This is a genomic window from Hydrogenovibrio marinus (genome assembly GCF_013340845.1).
GTDB lineage: Bacteria > Pseudomonadota > Gammaproteobacteria > Thiomicrospirales > Thiomicrospiraceae > Hydrogenovibrio > Hydrogenovibrio marinus.
Window position 1 is genome coordinate 2,262,866 of the sequence record NZ_AP020335.1, and the last position, 17,133, is coordinate 2,279,998.

At 46.7% G+C, this 17,133-nt stretch carries 15 protein-coding genes; 10 read left to right on the forward strand and 5 right to left on the reverse strand.

What is annotated here, in order from left to right:
- Complete coding sequence (locus tag HVMH_RS10760; protein WP_029912164.1) at positions 1-687, forward strand: zinc metallopeptidase; 687 nt, start codon at positions 1-3, stop codon at positions 685-687.
- Positions 688-757: 70 nt separating this feature from the next.
- Here HVMH_RS10760 and HVMH_RS10765 read toward each other — a convergent pair whose 3' ends face one another.
- Positions 758-1,471 (reverse strand): ComF family protein, encoded by a 714-nt coding sequence (locus HVMH_RS10765; RefSeq protein ID WP_162178151.1) that lies wholly within the window; start codon positions 1,469-1,471, stop codon positions 758-760.
- A gap of 142 nt (positions 1,472-1,613) precedes the next feature.
- On the opposite strand from HVMH_RS10765, the gene bioB reads away from it, so the two are divergent.
- The 4 genes from bioB (at position 1,614) to bioC (ending at position 5,752) form a co-directional block, all read left to right on the forward strand.
- Entirely contained in the window at positions 1,614-2,639 is a 1,026-nt protein-coding gene (bioB, locus tag HVMH_RS10770) for a biotin synthase BioB (protein ID WP_029912155.1), read from the forward strand.
- Between the two features lie 48 nt (positions 2,640-2,687).
- Positions 2,688-3,863, forward strand: a complete 1,176-nt coding sequence (gene bioF / locus HVMH_RS10775; RefSeq protein ID WP_029912152.1) for an 8-amino-7-oxononanoate synthase — start codon at positions 2,688-2,690, stop codon at positions 3,861-3,863.
- Positions 3,864-3,972: 109 nt separating this feature from the next.
- A complete protein-coding gene (gene bioH, locus HVMH_RS10780; RefSeq protein ID WP_035629046.1) occupies positions 3,973-4,797 on the forward strand; it encodes a pimeloyl-ACP methyl ester esterase BioH in 825 nt (274 codons plus the stop codon).
- A 4-nt stretch (positions 4,798-4,801) separates the two neighbouring features.
- Positions 4,802-5,752, forward strand: coding sequence for a malonyl-ACP O-methyltransferase BioC (gene bioC / locus HVMH_RS10785; protein WP_035629044.1), 951 nt, complete (start codon positions 4,802-4,804; stop codon positions 5,750-5,752).
- Between the two features lie 27 nt (positions 5,753-5,779).
- Here the strand turns inward: bioC and HVMH_RS10790 are convergent, their stop codons facing one another.
- From HVMH_RS10790 to HVMH_RS10805, 4 genes are all read right to left on the reverse strand, one after another.
- Positions 5,780-9,004, reverse strand: a complete 3,225-nt coding sequence (locus HVMH_RS10790; RefSeq protein ID WP_081822756.1) for a methyl-accepting chemotaxis protein — start codon at positions 9,002-9,004, stop codon at positions 5,780-5,782.
- A 108-nt stretch (positions 9,005-9,112) separates the two neighbouring features.
- Positions 9,113-11,065, reverse strand: a complete 1,953-nt coding sequence (locus HVMH_RS10795; RefSeq protein ID WP_051623099.1) for a TIGR03545 family protein — start codon at positions 11,063-11,065, stop codon at positions 9,113-9,115.
- The gene (locus HVMH_RS10800) at positions 11,062-11,565 is read right to left on the reverse strand and encodes a DUF2062 domain-containing protein (protein ID WP_029912137.1); all 504 of its coding nucleotides are present in this window, start codon (positions 11,563-11,565) and stop codon (positions 11,062-11,064) included. Before HVMH_RS10800 ends, HVMH_RS10795 begins: the two co-directional genes overlap by 4 nt.
- 139 nt (positions 11,566-11,704) lie before the next feature.
- The gene (locus HVMH_RS10805; RefSeq protein WP_029912134.1) at positions 11,705-13,951 is read right to left on the reverse strand and encodes a primosomal protein N'; all 2,247 of its coding nucleotides are present in this window, start codon (positions 13,949-13,951) and stop codon (positions 11,705-11,707) included.
- Between the two features lie 48 nt (positions 13,952-13,999).
- Between HVMH_RS10805 and HVMH_RS10810 the strand changes: the two genes are divergently transcribed.
- From HVMH_RS10810 to HVMH_RS10830, 5 genes are all read left to right on the forward strand, one after another.
- Positions 14,000-14,728, forward strand: a complete 729-nt coding sequence (locus tag HVMH_RS10810; RefSeq protein ID WP_029912132.1) for a 5-oxoprolinase subunit PxpA — start codon at positions 14,000-14,002, stop codon at positions 14,726-14,728.
- Positions 14,725-15,459 carry a 5-oxoprolinase subunit PxpB gene (gene pxpB / locus HVMH_RS10815; protein ID WP_029912129.1) on the forward strand — a complete coding sequence of 245 codons (735 nt, stop codon included), beginning with the start codon at positions 14,725-14,727 and terminating at the stop codon, positions 15,457-15,459. The genes HVMH_RS10810 and pxpB overlap by 4 nt, the downstream gene beginning before the upstream one ends.
- Positions 15,456-16,352 carry a 5-oxoprolinase subunit C family protein gene (locus HVMH_RS10820; RefSeq protein ID WP_029912126.1) on the forward strand — a complete coding sequence of 299 codons (897 nt, stop codon included), beginning with the start codon at positions 15,456-15,458 and terminating at the stop codon, positions 16,350-16,352. Before pxpB ends, HVMH_RS10820 begins: the two co-directional genes overlap by 4 nt.
- Positions 16,353-16,421: 69 nt before the next feature.
- Positions 16,422-16,610 carry a hypothetical protein gene (locus tag HVMH_RS10825; protein ID WP_174403349.1) on the forward strand — a complete coding sequence of 63 codons (189 nt, stop codon included), beginning with the start codon at positions 16,422-16,424 and terminating at the stop codon, positions 16,608-16,610.
- 38 nt (positions 16,611-16,648) lie between these two features.
- Entirely contained in the window at positions 16,649-17,110 is a 462-nt protein-coding gene (locus HVMH_RS10830) for a hypothetical protein (protein WP_029912120.1), read from the forward strand.
- The last annotated feature ends 23 nt before the right edge of the window (positions 17,111-17,133 follow it).

A 17,133-nucleotide genomic window follows, 5' to 3' on the forward strand; every position in this document is an offset into this window, starting at 1 on the left:
ATGGCATTCCTGATTATTGCGTTTGTTCTTTTGTTTATCATCACCAGCGTACCGAGCTTGTGGACTAAACACATCCTCAATAAATACAGCAAACCGCATCCTGACATTCCGGGCAGCGGCCATCAGTTCGCCGAACACCTCATCAACAAATACCAACTCAACATTCGAGTGGAAGAAACCCAGGAAGGTGATCATTACGACCCTATCAACAAAGTCGTCAGACTATCGCCGGAGAATTATCACGCCAACTCACTGACCGCCATCACCACCGTTGCCCATGAAATCGGCCATGCCTTGCAAGACCAAGCGAATTACGAACCGCTAAAGCAGCGTACCGTGTTAATCGAGCGTGCGAGATGGATGCAGCAAATGAGTGGTATCGCTTTAATGGCGACTCCGATCTTGATTCCGTTGATGCATACGCCAATGATTGGTTTGGTGACATTTGCCGCAGGCTTTATCGGTATGGGTGTGCCGGTTATCATTCACCTCAGCACCTTGCCGGTAGAGTTTGATGCCAGCTATAACCGAGCCCTGCCTTTATTGAAAGAAGGCGGTTATCTGAGTAATAAAGACTTAAAAACCAGTAAGAGAATCCTTACTGCTTGTGCCATGACTTATGTTTCCGCATCCCTGTCCAGTCTGTTCAATTTATGGAAATGGCTGCGCGCGCTAAAACGTCACTAAAAAGTAAAATCTACCAGGTTGGGTTCAACAGACATCCCCCCAACCTGGCAGATTTTAATCCTGAAAACGCCTAAACCGCTTTTGCCAAAACCCAAGCTTCAACTTGTAGCTGAGGGTAGGCCTGCTTTAAAGTCTTTGCCAGTTGTTCAAGCGTGGCACCTGTTGTCATGACATCATCAATCAACACCACTTTTTGCATGGAAGACAAAGCCGCGTTATCCACTAAAAATGCTGCTTTCAAGTTGCGTTGCCTTTGTTGTTTATCCAATAACGTTTGATGAGGCGTATCGATCTGCCGGATGACTCCGGCATCAATCAAAGGCACGCCATAATGTTTCGACAAACGTTTGGCGACTTCATACGCCTGATTAAACCCTCTCTCTACCAATCGGTTCGGATGCAAGGGAACGGCTATCAGCGCGTCGACTTTCTCAGCGGTGATTCTCTGCGCCATCAACTCGGCAAACACTCGAACCCAAAACAATTCTCCCTGATACTTCAGTCCATGAATCATTTGCTTGGCGGCGTCATTGAACACCAGCAAGGCTTGGGTACTGTCGACAAAATGAGGATGTGCTAAACAATCCCCGCAAACATGATGACTTGTCCCCGGCATGGCGCAACGCGGACAGCCTTGCTGCCAGAAGTCCAGCTCAGCCAACAAGACATCATCCAAATCCGCTGGTATTGTCGATAGCAGCGCATGTCTTCCCTTACCGACAGGTGGCAACACCCAGTTTTCAAGTCGCTGAATCCACGAATGATTTTTATTACTTTGCATCATTGCCCCTAACCACCAAAACTGAATCAGTCTAGCCTTCGTTTCCGTTATAATAGATAGAATATCACGAAATAAACCTATCAAATCAATGGCGAAGCACAATGAATGCTGCTCTCCGTTGAGACTAAATGCGAAGGAAAAACCCATGAGTCCTCAAGACATCGGTGCTATCCGTAACGATTGGACACTCGAAGAAATTCGAGACATTATGAACCAGCCTTTTAATGACCTGATTTTCCAGGCTCAAAGCGTTCATCGTATGCACTTTGACCCCAATGAAATTCAGACCAGCACATTGATCAACATCAAATCTGGTGGCTGCGCGGAAGACTGTGCTTACTGTCCACAAAGCGCACACCATGGAACGGATGTTGAAAAAGAGCGCATGATGGAAGTTCAGGAAGTCATCGAACAAGCGCTTGCTGCCAAAGAATGTGGCGCAACGCGTCTATGCATGGGGGCCGCTTGGCGTAACCCGAGCAAACAGGATTTCCCTCGCGTATTGGAAATGGTTCGTGTGGTCAAGGCACTTGGACTGGAAACCTGTGTCACATTGGGGATGCTGAGCGATGACCAAGTACAACAATTGAAAGATGCCGGTTTGGACTACTACAACCACAACCTGGATACTTCTGAAGCCTTCTATCCAAAAATCATCACCACCCGTAACTACCAAGACCGTTTGAACACCATTGATAAGGTGCAAAAGGCCGGCATCAATGTCTGCTCCGGCGGCATTATCGGTATGGGTGAAGAGCATAAAGATCGTGCAGAGTTATTGCGCACTTTCGCAACCATGGAACATCACCCGGATTCCGTTCCAATCAACTTATTGGTCGCGGTTGAAGGCACGCCTTTGGCACACATGAAAGACCAAACGGATTCTTTCGAGTTCATCCGTGTTATCGCAACGGCACGTATCGTGATGCCAAAAACCTATGTCCGCCTATCCGCGGGTCGTATGTCGATGACAGATGAAGCACAATCACTCTGCTTCTTAGCCGGTGCTAACTCCATTTTCTACGGTGACAAACTGCTCACGACAGAAAACCCGGAAGCCAATCACGATATGCAGCTGTTCGCTAAGTTGGGCATCCACATGCAGCAGAACGCGAAAGCTGAGATGACCGCAAAGAAAATGGCAGAACAAATCACTGAGCTGACTGCTTAATCGCTCTCTGGAACTTTCCTTCTCGGTAAGCCGAGAAGGTGTTTTGCCATGTCGATAAAGTCCCGCTTCCAACCTCTCCTTGAGCAACGTGCGAAAGAGCATCTTTACCGCCGCCGTCCCTTGGCGACCACCGCTCAAGATACCGCCATGCAAATCAATGGCGTCCAGACCATCAATTTCTCGTCAAACGACTACCTTGGGCTTGCCAACCATCCTGCCTTGAAAAACGTGCTACAGGAAACTGGAGACTTAAGCGTTGGCTCGGGTGCAGCACATTTGGTAACCGGCCATCATCTCGAACACCATTTACTGGAAGATGAACTGGCGGATTGGCTAGGTTTTGACCGCGCACTGTTGTTTTCCACTGGCTATATGGCCAACCTTGCGGTACAGCCTGCTCTGATGCAAAAAGGTGACTGGATTGTTTCCGACAAGCTGAATCATGCCTCTTTATTGGACGGTGCACAGCTCTCTTCGGCAGAACTCAAGCGCTATGCCCACAACGATATGGACGCATTGGAAAAACGCTTGAAGCAAGCACACAAAGACAATATCCAATGCCTAGTTGTGACCGACGGTGTCTTCAGCATGGATGGAGATCTGGCAAACCTGCCCGCCATACAAAAACTTGCCCAGAAATATGATGCCTGGCTACTCGTAGACGATGCCCACGGTATAGGCGTGATGGGATCACAAGGCAAAGGTTGCTTTGAATATTTCGGACTACAAGCGGATGAAAACACCATTTTAATGGGTACACTTGGTAAGGCTTTCGGTACCTCTGGCGCATTTGTCGCCGGTAGTGAAGTGGCGATTGAAGCGCTTATCCAATTCGCCCGTCCTTACATTTACACCACCGCCATGTCGCCAGTGAATGCCAAGGTCACCCGTGCTGCCTTAAAATTGGTGAAAGATGCCGATGTTCGTCGCCAGCAGCTCATGGACAATATCGCCTTTTTCCGCAAAGGCGCAGAAGCCATTGGCTTGAACCTCATGCCGTCGGAAAGTGCCATTCAGCCAATATTGCTCGGTGATAGCGAAGTTGCCATTGCATGGTCTGATGCACTCAAACAGTCGGGTTGCTGGGTATCCGCCATTCGTCCACCAACTGTTCCAAAGGACACCGCTCGTCTGCGCATCACACTATCCGCTTCACATACGCATGCACAGATTCAACAATTGCTTGAGGCCCTTGCCGCAATTCAAGCAAAATCTTCCACATAGCGGATTTACTAGCGAGACCACCATCCCGCAAGGCACAAGCAATCCTGCGCTAAAAAAGGTAAAATGACGCTCTTGTTTAAATCCATCGAATCTTGATAAGACACCGTTCATGAAACTGACGCTCAACCGAACATTCATTCCTCACCAGCCTACAAATGGTCATGAAGAACACTCTGCGCCGAACCTGACACTGATTCATGGTTGGGCAGCGGAAAATGCCGTTTGGGAAGACTGGGCAGCGGAAATGCTCGCACCACACTTCAACCTTTACCTGATTGAATTACCCGGTTTTGGATTAAGCCCGGTACTTCCTGACCTGAAAGATGAGGAAATCAATACCGTTTGGCTGGAAGCTTTGGCGGAGCAATTGCCCGAAAAAGGCCATCTACTGGGTTGGTCACTTGGTGGACTGCTTGCCCAGCAACTGGCACTGACTCACCCCGACAAAATCGAGTCTTTGATTTGCATGGCAAGTACGCCAAGATTTACGCAGAATGACAATTGGAAGTGGGCCGTCAGCCCTTCTCTGATGGGAGATTTCATCAAAGCCATGAGCCTTGAAGCGGCTGGCGTGCTGAAACAATTCTGGAACCTACAGCTCCAGGGCTCCGATAATGCGCGTGACTTGATGAAACGCCTTAAGCATCAAATGCAAGGACGCACGCAGCCAAAATTTCAAGGTCTTCTGCAAGGTCTCACCCTACTGAAAAACATAGATAACCGCGGGCGACTGGTCGAGTTACAACAACCGACACTTTGGCTGCTCGGTGAACGCGACCCACTGATTCCAAAAGACTTGATTGAAGATTTAAGCCACCTGCAAAGGGAAGGACAAATTGAAATCATAGCAGGCGCAAGCCACATGCCGTTTTTCTCACATCCGAAAGAAACTGCGCAGGCCATCATCGCCTTTATCAAACAACATACAAGCTAATATAATGCACGCTATGCAACATTTCAGCCGAGAACACATTCAACATCACTTCGACCATGCCGCCGCGACCTATGACGACGCCGCCATTTTGCAAAAGCAAGTTGCAGCACATTTGGATGAACGACTTGAACTGGTGCAGATTCAGCCAAAAACCATTTTGGATGTTGGCGCTGGCACAGGCATTCTGACCGCCAAAATGCGCCAACGTTATCCGGATAGCAGACTGATCGCCGTTGATCTATCTACGCATATGCTGGCAAAAGCGCAGCTGAATTTGACGCAGCAATGCCCGCCTTCCTTCTGGCAAAAAACCAAGAAAACACTTGGCATTAAGGCCAATGCGATTGAGTTCATCCATGCCGATGCTAACAACATTCCTTTGGACGATGGCTGTGCCGATATGATTGTCACCAACCTCATGTTGCAATGGTGTGATGATCTGGACACGGTCTTTAAGGAATTTCGCCGCCTGCTGAAGCCGGAAGGGTTATTGATGATGACAACTTTTGGGCCTGATACCTTGAAAGAGTTGCGCCAAGCCTGGGCACAAGTGGACGAACAACAACACATCAACACTTTCATTGACATGCACGATATTGGTGATGCGCTGATTCGTAATGGCTTCGGCCAACCCGTCATGGATATTGAGCACTTCACATTGACCTATGACAAACCCATTGGCGTGTTGAAAGACTTAAAAGCTATTGGCGCCACCAGCGCACATAAAAACCGCCAGGTTGGGTTAATGGGTAAACAGCACTTCACCCGTATGCTGGAAGCCTATGAAGCGTTTAGAGCAGATGAAAAAATTCCAGCCACTTACGAAGTGGTACATGGACATGCTTGGGCGGCACAAGAAGTTTTCAAGGGACCCGATAGAGACCGAAGCGGTCTGGTGGAAGTGAGTTTGGAAAGTTTCAAAGCCCAAGCTTTCAAGTCTAAAAACAACCTTTAAGCTTGTAAACTTGGGCTTTGTATCCTATTAATCACTTTCGTGTTCGGCTTGTTCGAGCGCCTTGAGTAGATCCAAAACACTCGTCGACATTTCTTTAACAATAATGAAATGCACATGCGCTTCCGCAGTCTCACCACTATTCTGCATATCAAAGGTCTTAGCCACTTCACTTCTCAACGTCGGATAAAGCTGTTCAAGTAAACGGAACTCAGATTGATGACCAAATGTTTCCCTACCTTGATTTTGAAGCCAGTCTGCCAGCATTTTGTTTTCTTGCAGGTCGTCCCGACTCACATCACCCAATCCGTTGATATAAGCTTGCAGTTTGTTCACCCAAGTTCTTAAGGATCTTTCAGCTAACGCCAAATCCCATACATTGGCAGTCGACTTCGGTTCTTCGATATGGAAGCTGTCCATAACCGCTAATGAACGCGTCATCCCCGTACCCAACTCTGACGACTTAGTATCAAAGAAGCCAACTTGGTTTTTCATTTCATCCGCTTCGGCATTCAGCATGTTCGCCGCTTCAGCAGTTTCTTGTACCAAAGCTGCGTTCTGCTGCGTTACCGAGTCCATCCCCTCCATCGCAGAGTTGATTTTTTCAACGCCACGCGTTTGCTCTCTGTTCGCTTGAGCAATTTGGCCGATGAACTCGTGCATTTGCATCAAAACATTAACGATTGAAATGAATTCCTGATTGGACTGTTCTACTAGCTGGGCGCTATCTGAGACTTGACCTGCCGTTCTTTCAATCAAGGCACGGATTTCTTTGGCTGCGTCCGCTGACTTACCAGCCAAGCTACGCACCTCACCGGCAACCACTGCAAAGCCGCGACCATGCTCACCTGCTCTCGCCGCCTCTACCGCAGCATTCAACGCCAATAAGTTTGTTTGGAAAGCAATCGAGTCAATCAAACCAATGATTTCCGAAATTTTCTGACTGGAGGCTGACACATCTGACATCGCTTGTTTAGTACGGTTCATAACTTCAGAACCATTGTCCGCCTGCTCCTTGGCAGAATTTGCCAAAGCTGCGGCTTCATTCGCGTTTTGCGCGTTCTGACGAACCATTTCGGTAATCATCTCCATCGAATTCACCGTTTCCTGCAATGTATTCGCCTGATTTTGGATTCGACCTGAAAGGTCAGCAGACCCTTTTGCAATTTGACTGGAAGCATTATTGACCGTATCAGATGCCGATTTCAACTCAGAAATCGCGCTGGAAATGTTATCCAAAGACGTATTCACCGCCTCCGCCATTACGCCCAGTTTACCGGTGTAGTTGCCCTGTACACGATGCGTCAAGTTCCCTTCGGATTGTGCGACCAACACCTCTACTGTTTCAGAAATACCTGACTCCAACTGATCAAGTGACGAGTTGATGTTTTCTTTTAAGCTTGCTAACTCGCCAACCAGTTCAACGTTCAAGCGTTGCGAGAAATTCCCTTCCGAGATAGCTTTCATCGTCGCATTGATACCGGTGATCGCTTTCAAGGTGTCGTCCATCGCCAACTTCAATTCACCCACCATCACACCAAATTCGCCCTCAAACTGGTGTACTGTCTCAAAGTGATATTGCGCATCTTTGATAGAGTGAATGGCACGTTTCAATTCTTGGATAACCGTCTGAATATTATCCGCAGAAGCGTTCACATTGTTCTTGAGGATATTCAAATCCCCAGTAACATCCGTATCAATACGTGTGCTCAACTCACCTTTAGAAAGCTTATCAATCATATCGGACACACTCATCATCAAGTGTTGAATCTCCGAAACATACAGGTTGAAGCTTTCGCCCATGCGACCAATTTCATCTGAAGAGTAAACATCCGCACGAACCGAAAGCGAGCCATCTTCCGAAGCGATTTTGAGTTTTTCTGTCAGACTCTTCATCGGTTTTAGGATAAAGCTTCTCATTCGCCAGAACACTTGAATCAGCAACAGAATAAATCCGCCCGTCATCGCTGCTTGAGCAACATAAATCATGAAGTAACTGTCATGCAGAACTTTGTTCAGCACCCCAGTGGATTCGGAAACCACCTGCATGGCGACCAGCTTGCCGTTTTCTTTCAAAGGATCAACCACCAACAAACGGTTACCGGTAACCACATGCCCTTCTTTTTCTAAAGTTGAGAGATCGGCATTTGCAATCTGTTGATTCACTGGCGAATCTTCAAATCCTTTTGTTGGCGACCATTGATTGCCGACCGACTGATAAACCGCATATTGATGATCTCGATTTTGTTCCAATCTCAGCATCTGCGTCAGTGGCAAATTAAACACAACTAGACCAATTTTCTTCTCACCAAACAAAACCGGCACCTGTGCTTGAATAAATGCGCCTTCAGGTTGCGAAACGATTTTGGTGTTTAAATGATCCGGCATCGTCTTAACGGAAATATTCACCCCGCTATTCGATACTTTTTTCATGTCGGCATCAAACACTGCCAGACCGATATGATCCATGCCCGAACGTTTGACATATTGCTGATAGTTAACTTCCAGGATTTGCCAGATAACCGTCGACTGCTTGTCATGCAGACCGTAAATCAACGCCGAGTTCCCTGCCAATCCCACGGCATTGGTTTCAGCAATTTGCGACTGACTTTGAATTTTCGCATTGAGATTATCTACCAACAAAGACTGACGCTCATGCACACTGCTGCTGTACATATCATCCGCCACTTTTTGTAGATAAATCTGCAGCACAAAACTCCACAAAAGAGCCATGATGACCAATGGCACCATGGTTTTTCCAAGAATACTCTTCTTAGGTAGTGGACTCCAGCGACCGAGCTTTTCTGAAAAACTGGTCATCACCGCACCTTTATGAATCACCAGCTTTCCTTCAGCCAATTGTCGATAGGCCGCTTCGATTTGTGGCACCATCTCGCGTTTGATTGGGTTGCGAATAGATTTGTAACCGGTAATTTCACCATTTTTCACAATCGGTGCGATATTGGCTTCTACCCAGTAATAATCACCATTTTTACAACGGTTCTTAACATACTGATGCCAGGATTTCCCCTGTTTCAGCGTCTCCCACAAATCTTTGAATACAACCGCCGGAACGTCAGGATGACGAATCATATTGTGCGGTTGGCCCTTCAGCTCAGCCCATGAATAACCACTGATTTCTACAAAATGCTCATTTGCATAAGTCATGTTCCCCACCAAATCCGTTTCCGATACCAGAATATAGTCTTCTGGAATCAAATGTTCATTTTGGGTTACTGGAGAATTATTACGCATAAAGACACCGTCCTTTGTCCACATCAAGAAGAGTGAATGCATCCGCCATATCTCGATGCACTTTCACCCCCCAAATATCATCACTTACTGCAAATCTAATCGCATGCCTTAAAACTTAAACTGTTTTAAAAGCTGGTTTTGCAGCTTATCTTGCTCTTTTTTAATCGCGTCTTGCGCTTTTTTCTGAGCTTCTTCTTTCACTTGTTTTTCGTATTTCGCTTTTTGTTGCTCTACAAATTTTTCCGGCGTGGTCGACAAAATATCATCCACTCCTTTCGCATTGCTGTTCAATTTCACCTGATCGCCTAATAGAGCCGACAACTTTTGATTGACAGGGCCAAGCTGATTCGCCATTTGCTGGTCAAACTGTTTTCTTAACTGCGCCTTGGCGTCTGCAATTTGTTTGTTCAACACCTTGTTCAACGAGCTAGATACCTTACGATCTAAATCCGAACGAGCCCCAATGCTTGGTGATAGCAATTCACCACTCACATCAGACGTAACGGTAAACTGGTGAATATCTTCAAACACCGGCGCCAGATATTGTTTTACCTCTTTCGATTTGGTTGCACCCATATCGAAATCGACTTTCTGGTAATCCAAATCCACCACACCATCGACTTTCTGAGACTGAGTAATTTTGATCTTACCGTTCACAGCCACTTGCGAGGATTTCATGCTCAAAGGCAAATTATCGTCTTTCAACATTGCCCAGTTTTTCAACTCATAATTCGGCCAACTGATTTTCGCTTCGGTGAAGCCTTTGCCAGCCTGAATCCAGTTGCTTTGTCCCTTAATCGACAACGCCGTTTTTTGCGCTATCGGCTGAACAGTCACACTGAACAAAGTCGGCATTCTGCTTCGAGGTTGATCAAAGTTGATGTTGTTCGCCGTTGCTGCCACTTTCCCCCAATCCAAATCGGAAGATAGCTTGAAACGTTTGATAATGAAATCCGGTTCAGGATCATGTTCTACGAAAGCAATATCCTTCCCAAGTTGACGCTTGTGTTTTTCTTCCGCTTGCTGCTTTTTCGCCGCTGCGCGCTCGGCAGCAAACTTCTCGATGAAAGGTTTTACCTTCTCGTAAATCGCCAAGCCCTGATCGGTGTACTCACGCACTTTCGCGCCGTAAACCAAGTAGGTAAAATTCTTCAAACCGTTTTGATCCAAACTGTAAGTCGACTGCAAATTGGCAAAATCCTGTGCTGGCATTTTCTTCAACGCCTTCACTTGGTTTTGCAGTTGCGGCAAATCCTTATCAAACATCGTCTGCGCTTGTTTGATGGCATCTGTTTTTTGCGACACTTCTTTTTGTAGCTTTTCAAACTCAGCCTGCTTCGCCTGAAGGTCTTTCAAATTCTTGATTGAACCCTTCGTCAATGCTTCGAAGCGTTTTTGATAATCGGCAATCACTTTACTGTCAGGAATTTGTTTTTGCAGAGACGTCCACTTATCGTTGAGCTGATTCAACTGCGAATTGATTTTCTCTGCCTGTGCAGTCGTTTTAAATGATTGACGCCCAAGAATATCCTGAGGGTTCGGTACCAACATACTTGGCACTTCAAAGCCGCTTGAGGCTTTGCTGTCTTCTTTTTTCGCTACCGGTTTTTCAGTCTTACTTGCTTTTTGCTTCAACGCACCCGAGGTCATTCTAGGTTGGTTAAATGCCAAACGTTGCAGACTCATTTCCTCAATCACCGTGCGTCCAACCACCAATTGATACACGTTCAGGCTCGCACCCAAGTGTCCAATCGTCACCAGATTTTGCATCGGTTTTTTCGGGTCTGTAACGTCGATTCCATTCAAACTCACGCCCAAAGGCAAAAAGCTGAAATCCAAACGGTCGACACTGATTTGCGCACCCCAAGCCTGCGAAGCATACTTCTCAAGCTGAGACTTTAGTACCATCGTCAACGCCAGATAGGTCATGGCAAACACAACCCCCACCAACACAAGGAAAGTCGCCAGACCTGACCAGCGAATCCACCCTTTTGGCTTATCCTGTTTTGGCATGTTTGATTCTGCGGTGTTTTCCACTGTATTCGTAGCTTGCTGTGTCATTCCATCAACCCCACAACTGTCTTCACTTTTTCGCTGCCTTTCAGCATTTGAACGATTTTAAATTTCGACACCCATTTCAGGAATTTATGGCGGTAGGTTCTGATAAGTACCAAGAAAATGACAAACGCTGGGATCGCCAATACATAACTCACCAACACACTACCCAAGATCACCGTATTGTTGAAATGCATGAAACGCCAGAACGCATTGTTATACATTTCGGTAAATAAAGGTTCGAGTGATGAAGACTGTAAAACGGCTAAGCCGACTTGGTTGAAAACCGGATCGAGAAGATAGGCCAAACCTGAGAAAAAAGCTAAGGAAACCAACAGCGCGGAAACATTGATTCTTAAAAAGAACACCAACGCCAAGGTCAGTAAATTATGAGGGAAAAACAAGGGGGTTAACCCCATGATCATGCCAAGAACAAACGACAATGCAATCTGCCCTGGATACTGATTTGCATTCAACGCTTTAAAGAGCTTTGCCAGTAGTGCCATTTAAAATTTCCTATTAATTTACCAACCGCGACAGCTGAATAATTCGGTCTTTTTTATAATTTCATCATAAATCTTTTTCGTACTGACACCAAGCCTTTTGACAGTGTTTTTAGACAATTTTCCGTATGCCAAAATCGACTCAGCTCATCTCTTGCGGATCGACATCTATCGACCAACGCACCTTGTTCACCAGCGGGTGCGCGTAGATATTCGACTCCAGACTACCCAACCAATGATGTAGCAATCCCCGGTGCGAACTTTGCAGCAACAACTGATAACGAAATCGTCCTTGTCGTCGTAACATCGGTGCGGAAACCGGGCCAAACGCCTCCAAAGGCGCTGACCCCAACCTGGCAGATTTTGTCTGGTCGACCGCTTTCAATTGCAATGCTGATTCTATGTCCAAAAGAAACTGCCAAGCGGAATGCGGGTCAATAGATTCCGCACGCAATAGAATCTGATAACTAAACGGCGGTAGCTCTCCCGCTTTACGTTCGTCCAATGCCTCTTTGGCAAAGGCATCATAACCATGCTCGACCAAAGTTTTCAGTAACGGATGGTCGGGGTGATGCGTCTGAATCACCACCTCGCCTTCTCTTTCCGCACGCCCTGCACGCCCGGCAACCTGTACCACCAATTGCGCCATGCGTTCCGCCGCACGGAAGTCACAACTGAACAAGCCTTGGTCGATATCCAACAACGCCACCAATGTCACTTTAGGAAAGTGATGCCCCTTCGCCAGCATTTGCGTGCCAATGAGAATATCCGCCTTACCTTCACGGGCAAGCTGCGTGGCTTCCGCCATCTGACCTTTGTTTCGGGTGGTGTCACGGTCGATACGCAAAGTCTTATAGTTTGGGAACCAACTCTGAATAATGGTTTCCAGTTTTTCCGTGCCCTGACCGACATTCACAAACTCTTGCTCGCCACAACTCGGGCAAGCTTGTGGAGCCTTTTGTTGATAACCACAATGGTGGCAACGCAACTCACGGAATTGATGATGGTAAGTCATATTCGCATCGCAACTCGGGCATGCCGCCTGCCAGCCACAGCTATGACACATCAGCACCGGTGCGAATCCTCGGCGATTCAAGAACAATAACACCTGCCCTTGTTGCTCAAGATGATTTGTAATCATCTCTCGTAAGGCTGAAGAAACCCCTTCATGTTGCTGCACTGATTTATCACCACGCACATCCAGCAACCTCATTTCAGGCATGGATGCACCACCGGCGCGTTGCGTCAGTTTCAGATAGCCATATCGTCCCGACATGGCATTGTGCAAGGTTTCCAAAGACGGCGTCGCTGACCCCAACACCACTGGCACTTTTTCCAACTGCGCACGACGAACCAAGGCATCTCGTGCCGAGTAACGGAAGTTGTCCTGTTGTTTGAAAGACAGGTCATGTTCTTCATCGAGAATGCACAACCCCAAATTGGCAAAGGGTGTGAATAATGCCGAACGCGTCCCCAACAAAACTTTCACTTGATTTGACTGCACCATATACCAAGCGCAGTGGCGTTCTCTGTCGGTCAAATCCGAATGCATCACCGCCACAGGTTGATTCAAAAACCGTTCGAATCGCTCTACGGTTTGCGGCGTTAGCCCAATTTCCGGCACCAACACCAATACCTGTTTGCCTTGTGCAATCGTACTTTCGATCATGCCAAGGTAGGTTTCCGTTTTACCGCTGCCGGTCACCCCTTCCAACAAAAAGGCATGAAAATCTTCTGTCTGCAACGCTTTATCTAATACCGCATCCACTGCTGCCTGTTGTTCTTCATTCAATGAGTGATTCGGGTCTTCCGCTTGCTGCCACGCATGCAGGCAATTCTTCTCGGTTTTGTCCACCCAACCCATTTCATGGAAACGTTTCATCGGTGTGCGCCAGCCACTCAAACAAGCGGTTAAAGTCGATTCCGTTACTGGATAAGGATGAGATTTGAGGAATTCCAGCACATTCAATTGCTGGATGGCATTTGAACGGATTTTATCTGCCGCTTCGGCACGACCCGTGTCATTCAACTGCCATGCCGTGACACCTTCCAACGCAACCGCCTCGCCTTCTTTCAAGCGTTTAGGCAATGCTGTCTGCATCACATTGCCGATAGGTTCGTGATAATAGTGCGCCGCCCATTGCAAGAACTGCAAATCGCGCTCGGAAAAAATCGGTGCGGCATCCACCACTTCGGAAATCAGACGAATCTTTTTCACATCGAGATCCGTCGTCTCCTTTATCGACATGACAACGCCGATTAGTTTTCGATTACGAAACGGCACCCAGACACGTCCGCCAACCACAGGCAGAATCTGTTTTTCATCATAGACATATTGATAATCCAAGGGCGTCAAAAACGGCCCTGGCACGGCGACCTGAATAAACATAAAGACTAATTTGGTTTAGAATGGAGTTTATTTTACGCCAAGTTTCCTATGCAAAACATGATTCTCATTAATTGCGACATGGGGGAAAATCTCACCCCCACCCCGGATGCCTCTGTCATGCCGCACATCCATCTTGCGAATATCGCCTGTGGCGGTCATGCAGGAGATATTGCCAGCATGATGGAAACACTCGCCCTCGCAAAACAGCACGGCGTAAAAGTCGGCGCCCATCCAAGCTATCCAGATCAAGCTAACTTCGGACGTCAATCCATCAACCTATCCGCAGCCGAACTGCACGAAACTCTAGCCAACCAAGTTTCGCTGCTTGATAAACTTGCGGGTGAATTGGATTTAACGCTTCACCACATCAAACCTCACGGAGCGCTCTATTTGGACATGATGCGTTCGGATGACCTCTTCAAGCAAGTCCTGTCTTTTTGCCAAGACTTCAATCAAGGTAAAAACGCACCCTTAAAACTGATGATACAAGGCGGCATTAAAGATGCCGACTACCAAGCACTTGCAGATGCTTTCGGTGTGGAACTGTTGTTTGAAGCCTTTGCCGACCGAGCCTATTTGGACAGCGGGCAACTTGCACCTCGTAGCCAGCCGAATAGTTTATATCAACAGGCAGAAGATATCGTCCAACAAAGTTGGATGTTTCACGAGGAACATCAACAACATACTTTACCCAATACCTTATGTTTCCACTCGGACAATCCTGCATCAGTGGCAGCACTGATTGCCTTTGCCAACCAGCTTAAGGCTGCCGTATGACGTTTCAGTATCAAATCCAACCCGCTTCCGAAAACGCTTTGTTGCTGACTTTTAACACCGGCACGGAAAAAACCGCCGGGCTAATGGATTTTTTGCCATTACTGCAACAACTCATTCCCCAAATTGAAACCGTTTTTGCTCAAAGTTTACGAGAGCTGGTACCTTCCTATCACAGCCTGTTATTGGTATTCGATTTACAGCAGTTGAGCTATGCAACGGCAAAACAACAGCTTCAAAACTTGGTCGAACAACTACAACAAGACACCCCCAACCTGGTAGATTTTTATCAAGATTCTGCTGGAAAAACACATGTTATTCCGGTGTGTTATGACTTGCAATTCGGGTTAGATTTAGCCGAACTTGCCCAACAAAAAGCACTCTCCACTGAAGACATCATCCGCATCCACAGTGAGCGAACTTATCAGGTGTGCGCCATCGGTTTTGCGCCCGCCTTCGCGTATTTGGGAGAAGTGGATAAACGCATCGCCTCACCGCGCCATGCCTCACCACGCTTGAGCATACCCGCAGGCAGTGTCGGTATTGCCGACCGACAAACCGCCATCTACCCCAAAGCCTCTCCCGCCGGTTGGCAAATACTCGGGCAAACGCCTTGGGATTTATCGCTCAACAATCCAGACAATCTCATGCGCTTTCGTGTGGGCGACCAAGTGAAGTTTGAACCCATTGGATATAACGAATTCCTCGCAATCAAAAACGGAGACGCCTCATGAACGAACAGGCGTGCTTCAAAGTTTTAAAGGCAGGGTTCCAAGCCAGCATTCAAGATGCAGGGCGCTTCGGCTATCAGCAATTCGGCTTAGCCACTTCTGGCGCACTGGATAGCGTAAGTTATGACTGGGCGAATAAACTGCTCGGCAATCCTGAAAATGCCGCGGTGTTGGAAATACCCTACGGGCATGTCAGTTTGGAGGTGAATGCTCCGACGCGCATTGTCATTACCGGCGCCAATCTCGGTGCCACCTGCAATGGCGAACCGATTCTGCGTTACCAACCACTACAAATACATGAGGGCGATAAAATCGACTTTCATCAAGCGCAAACTTTAGATGGTGTGCGGACTTATTTGGCAGTGGATGGCGGTTTTCAAACCGAAGCATTTTGGGGCAGTCGTTCGGTAAATTTCCGTGAAGGTATCGGGCGAGCAATCGAGATTGGCGACTGCCTACCCTTCACTCCCTCAACACAAGAAAAAGACACGCCCTATTTTCCACAATCCGAGTTGATGGAATATTTGGAGTTCGGTGATGTAGTAACCTTGAGATTGCTACCCGCACACCAGCTTTACGAGTTTGACGAAACGCAACGCCAAGCATTTTTCAAACAAACCTTTGAAGCCTCGAATGAATTCGACCGCACCGCTTGCCGTTTGATTGCCGAACAAGAAATTAAACCGCCCTACACCCAAATGGTGTCGCAAGGTATGACACCCGGCACCGTGCAAATCCCGCCATCAGGCCATCCCATTATTATGCTCAAAGAGCACCCAACGATTGGCGGTTACCCAAAAATTGGTACGATTATTTCAAAGGATTTGGCTAAACTGGCACAGAGTCAGCCAAGACAAAGAATTCAGTTTAAGTTAGTATTAGGATTAATAACATAATCCTAAAGTTGTTTAAATTGAATCTATATGACTTATGAAGAGTACATCAAATACTTATCAAGGTTCTTCATGAATCGATATGGTGAAGCATGGTTTCAGGAGCTTTATAGGCTACTGCCAACACTTCCCGACATGACTACATTTGTAAAATCATCTGAAGATTTTCAAGATTTCATGCTTACTGAAGGATTGAAAGGCAAACTGGAACAGATGCGTCATATAAATAGTGATTTTGACTTTATTGCTCCATTTGAATAAATAAAAACTTTTTTAACCCTTAATTCTTAGTGAATGATATGACTGATGAGACAAACAGCTTCCAACGTATAGGCTCTGAATCAAACTCCAAAGTTGGGAAAAACTTTGAACTTAATGCTCAAAAATTTTTCAAATCTATTGGCATTCACTTAGCTCTAAATTTAAAAGTCCCCGTTGGGGTTACTTCAGAAAAGAAAGACCATGCTTTTGATTTAGGCAATGAACAGGAAAAAATTATTGTTGAATGTAAATCACATAAGTGGACAACAGGAGGAAATGTCCCAAGTGCAAAGCTGACCGTTTGGAATGAGGCCATGTACTATTTTTTAGTTGCTCCTGATAATTTCAGAAAAATCATGTTTGTATTAAAAGACACCAACGAAAAAACAACAGAAACACTCGCTGAATATTATTTCAGACGCTACTCTCATCTTATCCCTAGTAATGTAGAGTTTTGGGAATATAACGAATCACTTGATTACGCTCAGCGCATTCGATAACCAATCTAGAGGCGCCCCAACCT

Excerpts from the sequence above, each read along its gene's own strand:
- HVMH_RS10760 (WP_029912164.1), top strand. The coding sequence starts at position 1 with ATGGCATTCCTGATTATTGCGTTTGTTCTTTTGTTTATCATCACCAGC.
- HVMH_RS10765 (WP_162178151.1), bottom strand. The coding sequence starts at position 1,471 with ATGATGCAAAGTAATAAAAATCATTCGTGGATTCAGCGACTTGAAAAC.
- bioB (WP_029912155.1), top strand. The coding sequence starts at position 1,614 with ATGAGTCCTCAAGACATCGGTGCTATCCGTAACGATTGGACACTCGAA.
- bioF (WP_029912152.1), top strand. The coding sequence starts at position 2,688 with ATGTCGATAAAGTCCCGCTTCCAACCTCTCCTTGAGCAACGTGCGAAA.
- bioH (WP_035629046.1), top strand. The coding sequence starts at position 3,973 with ATGAAACTGACGCTCAACCGAACATTCATTCCTCACCAGCCTACAAAT.
- bioC (WP_035629044.1), top strand. The coding sequence starts at position 4,802 with ATGCACGCTATGCAACATTTCAGCCGAGAACACATTCAACATCACTTC.
- HVMH_RS10790 (WP_081822756.1), bottom strand. The coding sequence starts at position 9,004 with ATGCGTAATAATTCTCCAGTAACCCAAAATGAACATTTGATTCCAGAA.
- HVMH_RS10795 (WP_051623099.1), bottom strand. The coding sequence starts at position 11,065 with ATGACACAGCAAGCTACGAATACAGTGGAAAACACCGCAGAATCAAAC.
- HVMH_RS10800 (WP_029912137.1), bottom strand. The coding sequence starts at position 11,565 with ATGGCACTACTGGCAAAGCTCTTTAAAGCGTTGAATGCAAATCAGTAT.
- HVMH_RS10805 (WP_029912134.1), bottom strand. The coding sequence starts at position 13,951 with ATGTTTATTCAGGTCGCCGTGCCAGGGCCGTTTTTGACGCCCTTGGAT.
- HVMH_RS10810 (WP_029912132.1), top strand. The coding sequence starts at position 14,000 with ATGCAAAACATGATTCTCATTAATTGCGACATGGGGGAAAATCTCACC.
- pxpB (WP_029912129.1), top strand. The coding sequence starts at position 14,725 with ATGACGTTTCAGTATCAAATCCAACCCGCTTCCGAAAACGCTTTGTTG.
- HVMH_RS10820 (WP_029912126.1), top strand. The coding sequence starts at position 15,456 with ATGAACGAACAGGCGTGCTTCAAAGTTTTAAAGGCAGGGTTCCAAGCC.
- HVMH_RS10825 (WP_174403349.1), top strand. The coding sequence starts at position 16,422 with ATGAATCGATATGGTGAAGCATGGTTTCAGGAGCTTTATAGGCTACTG.
- HVMH_RS10830 (WP_029912120.1), top strand. The coding sequence starts at position 16,649 with ATGACTGATGAGACAAACAGCTTCCAACGTATAGGCTCTGAATCAAAC.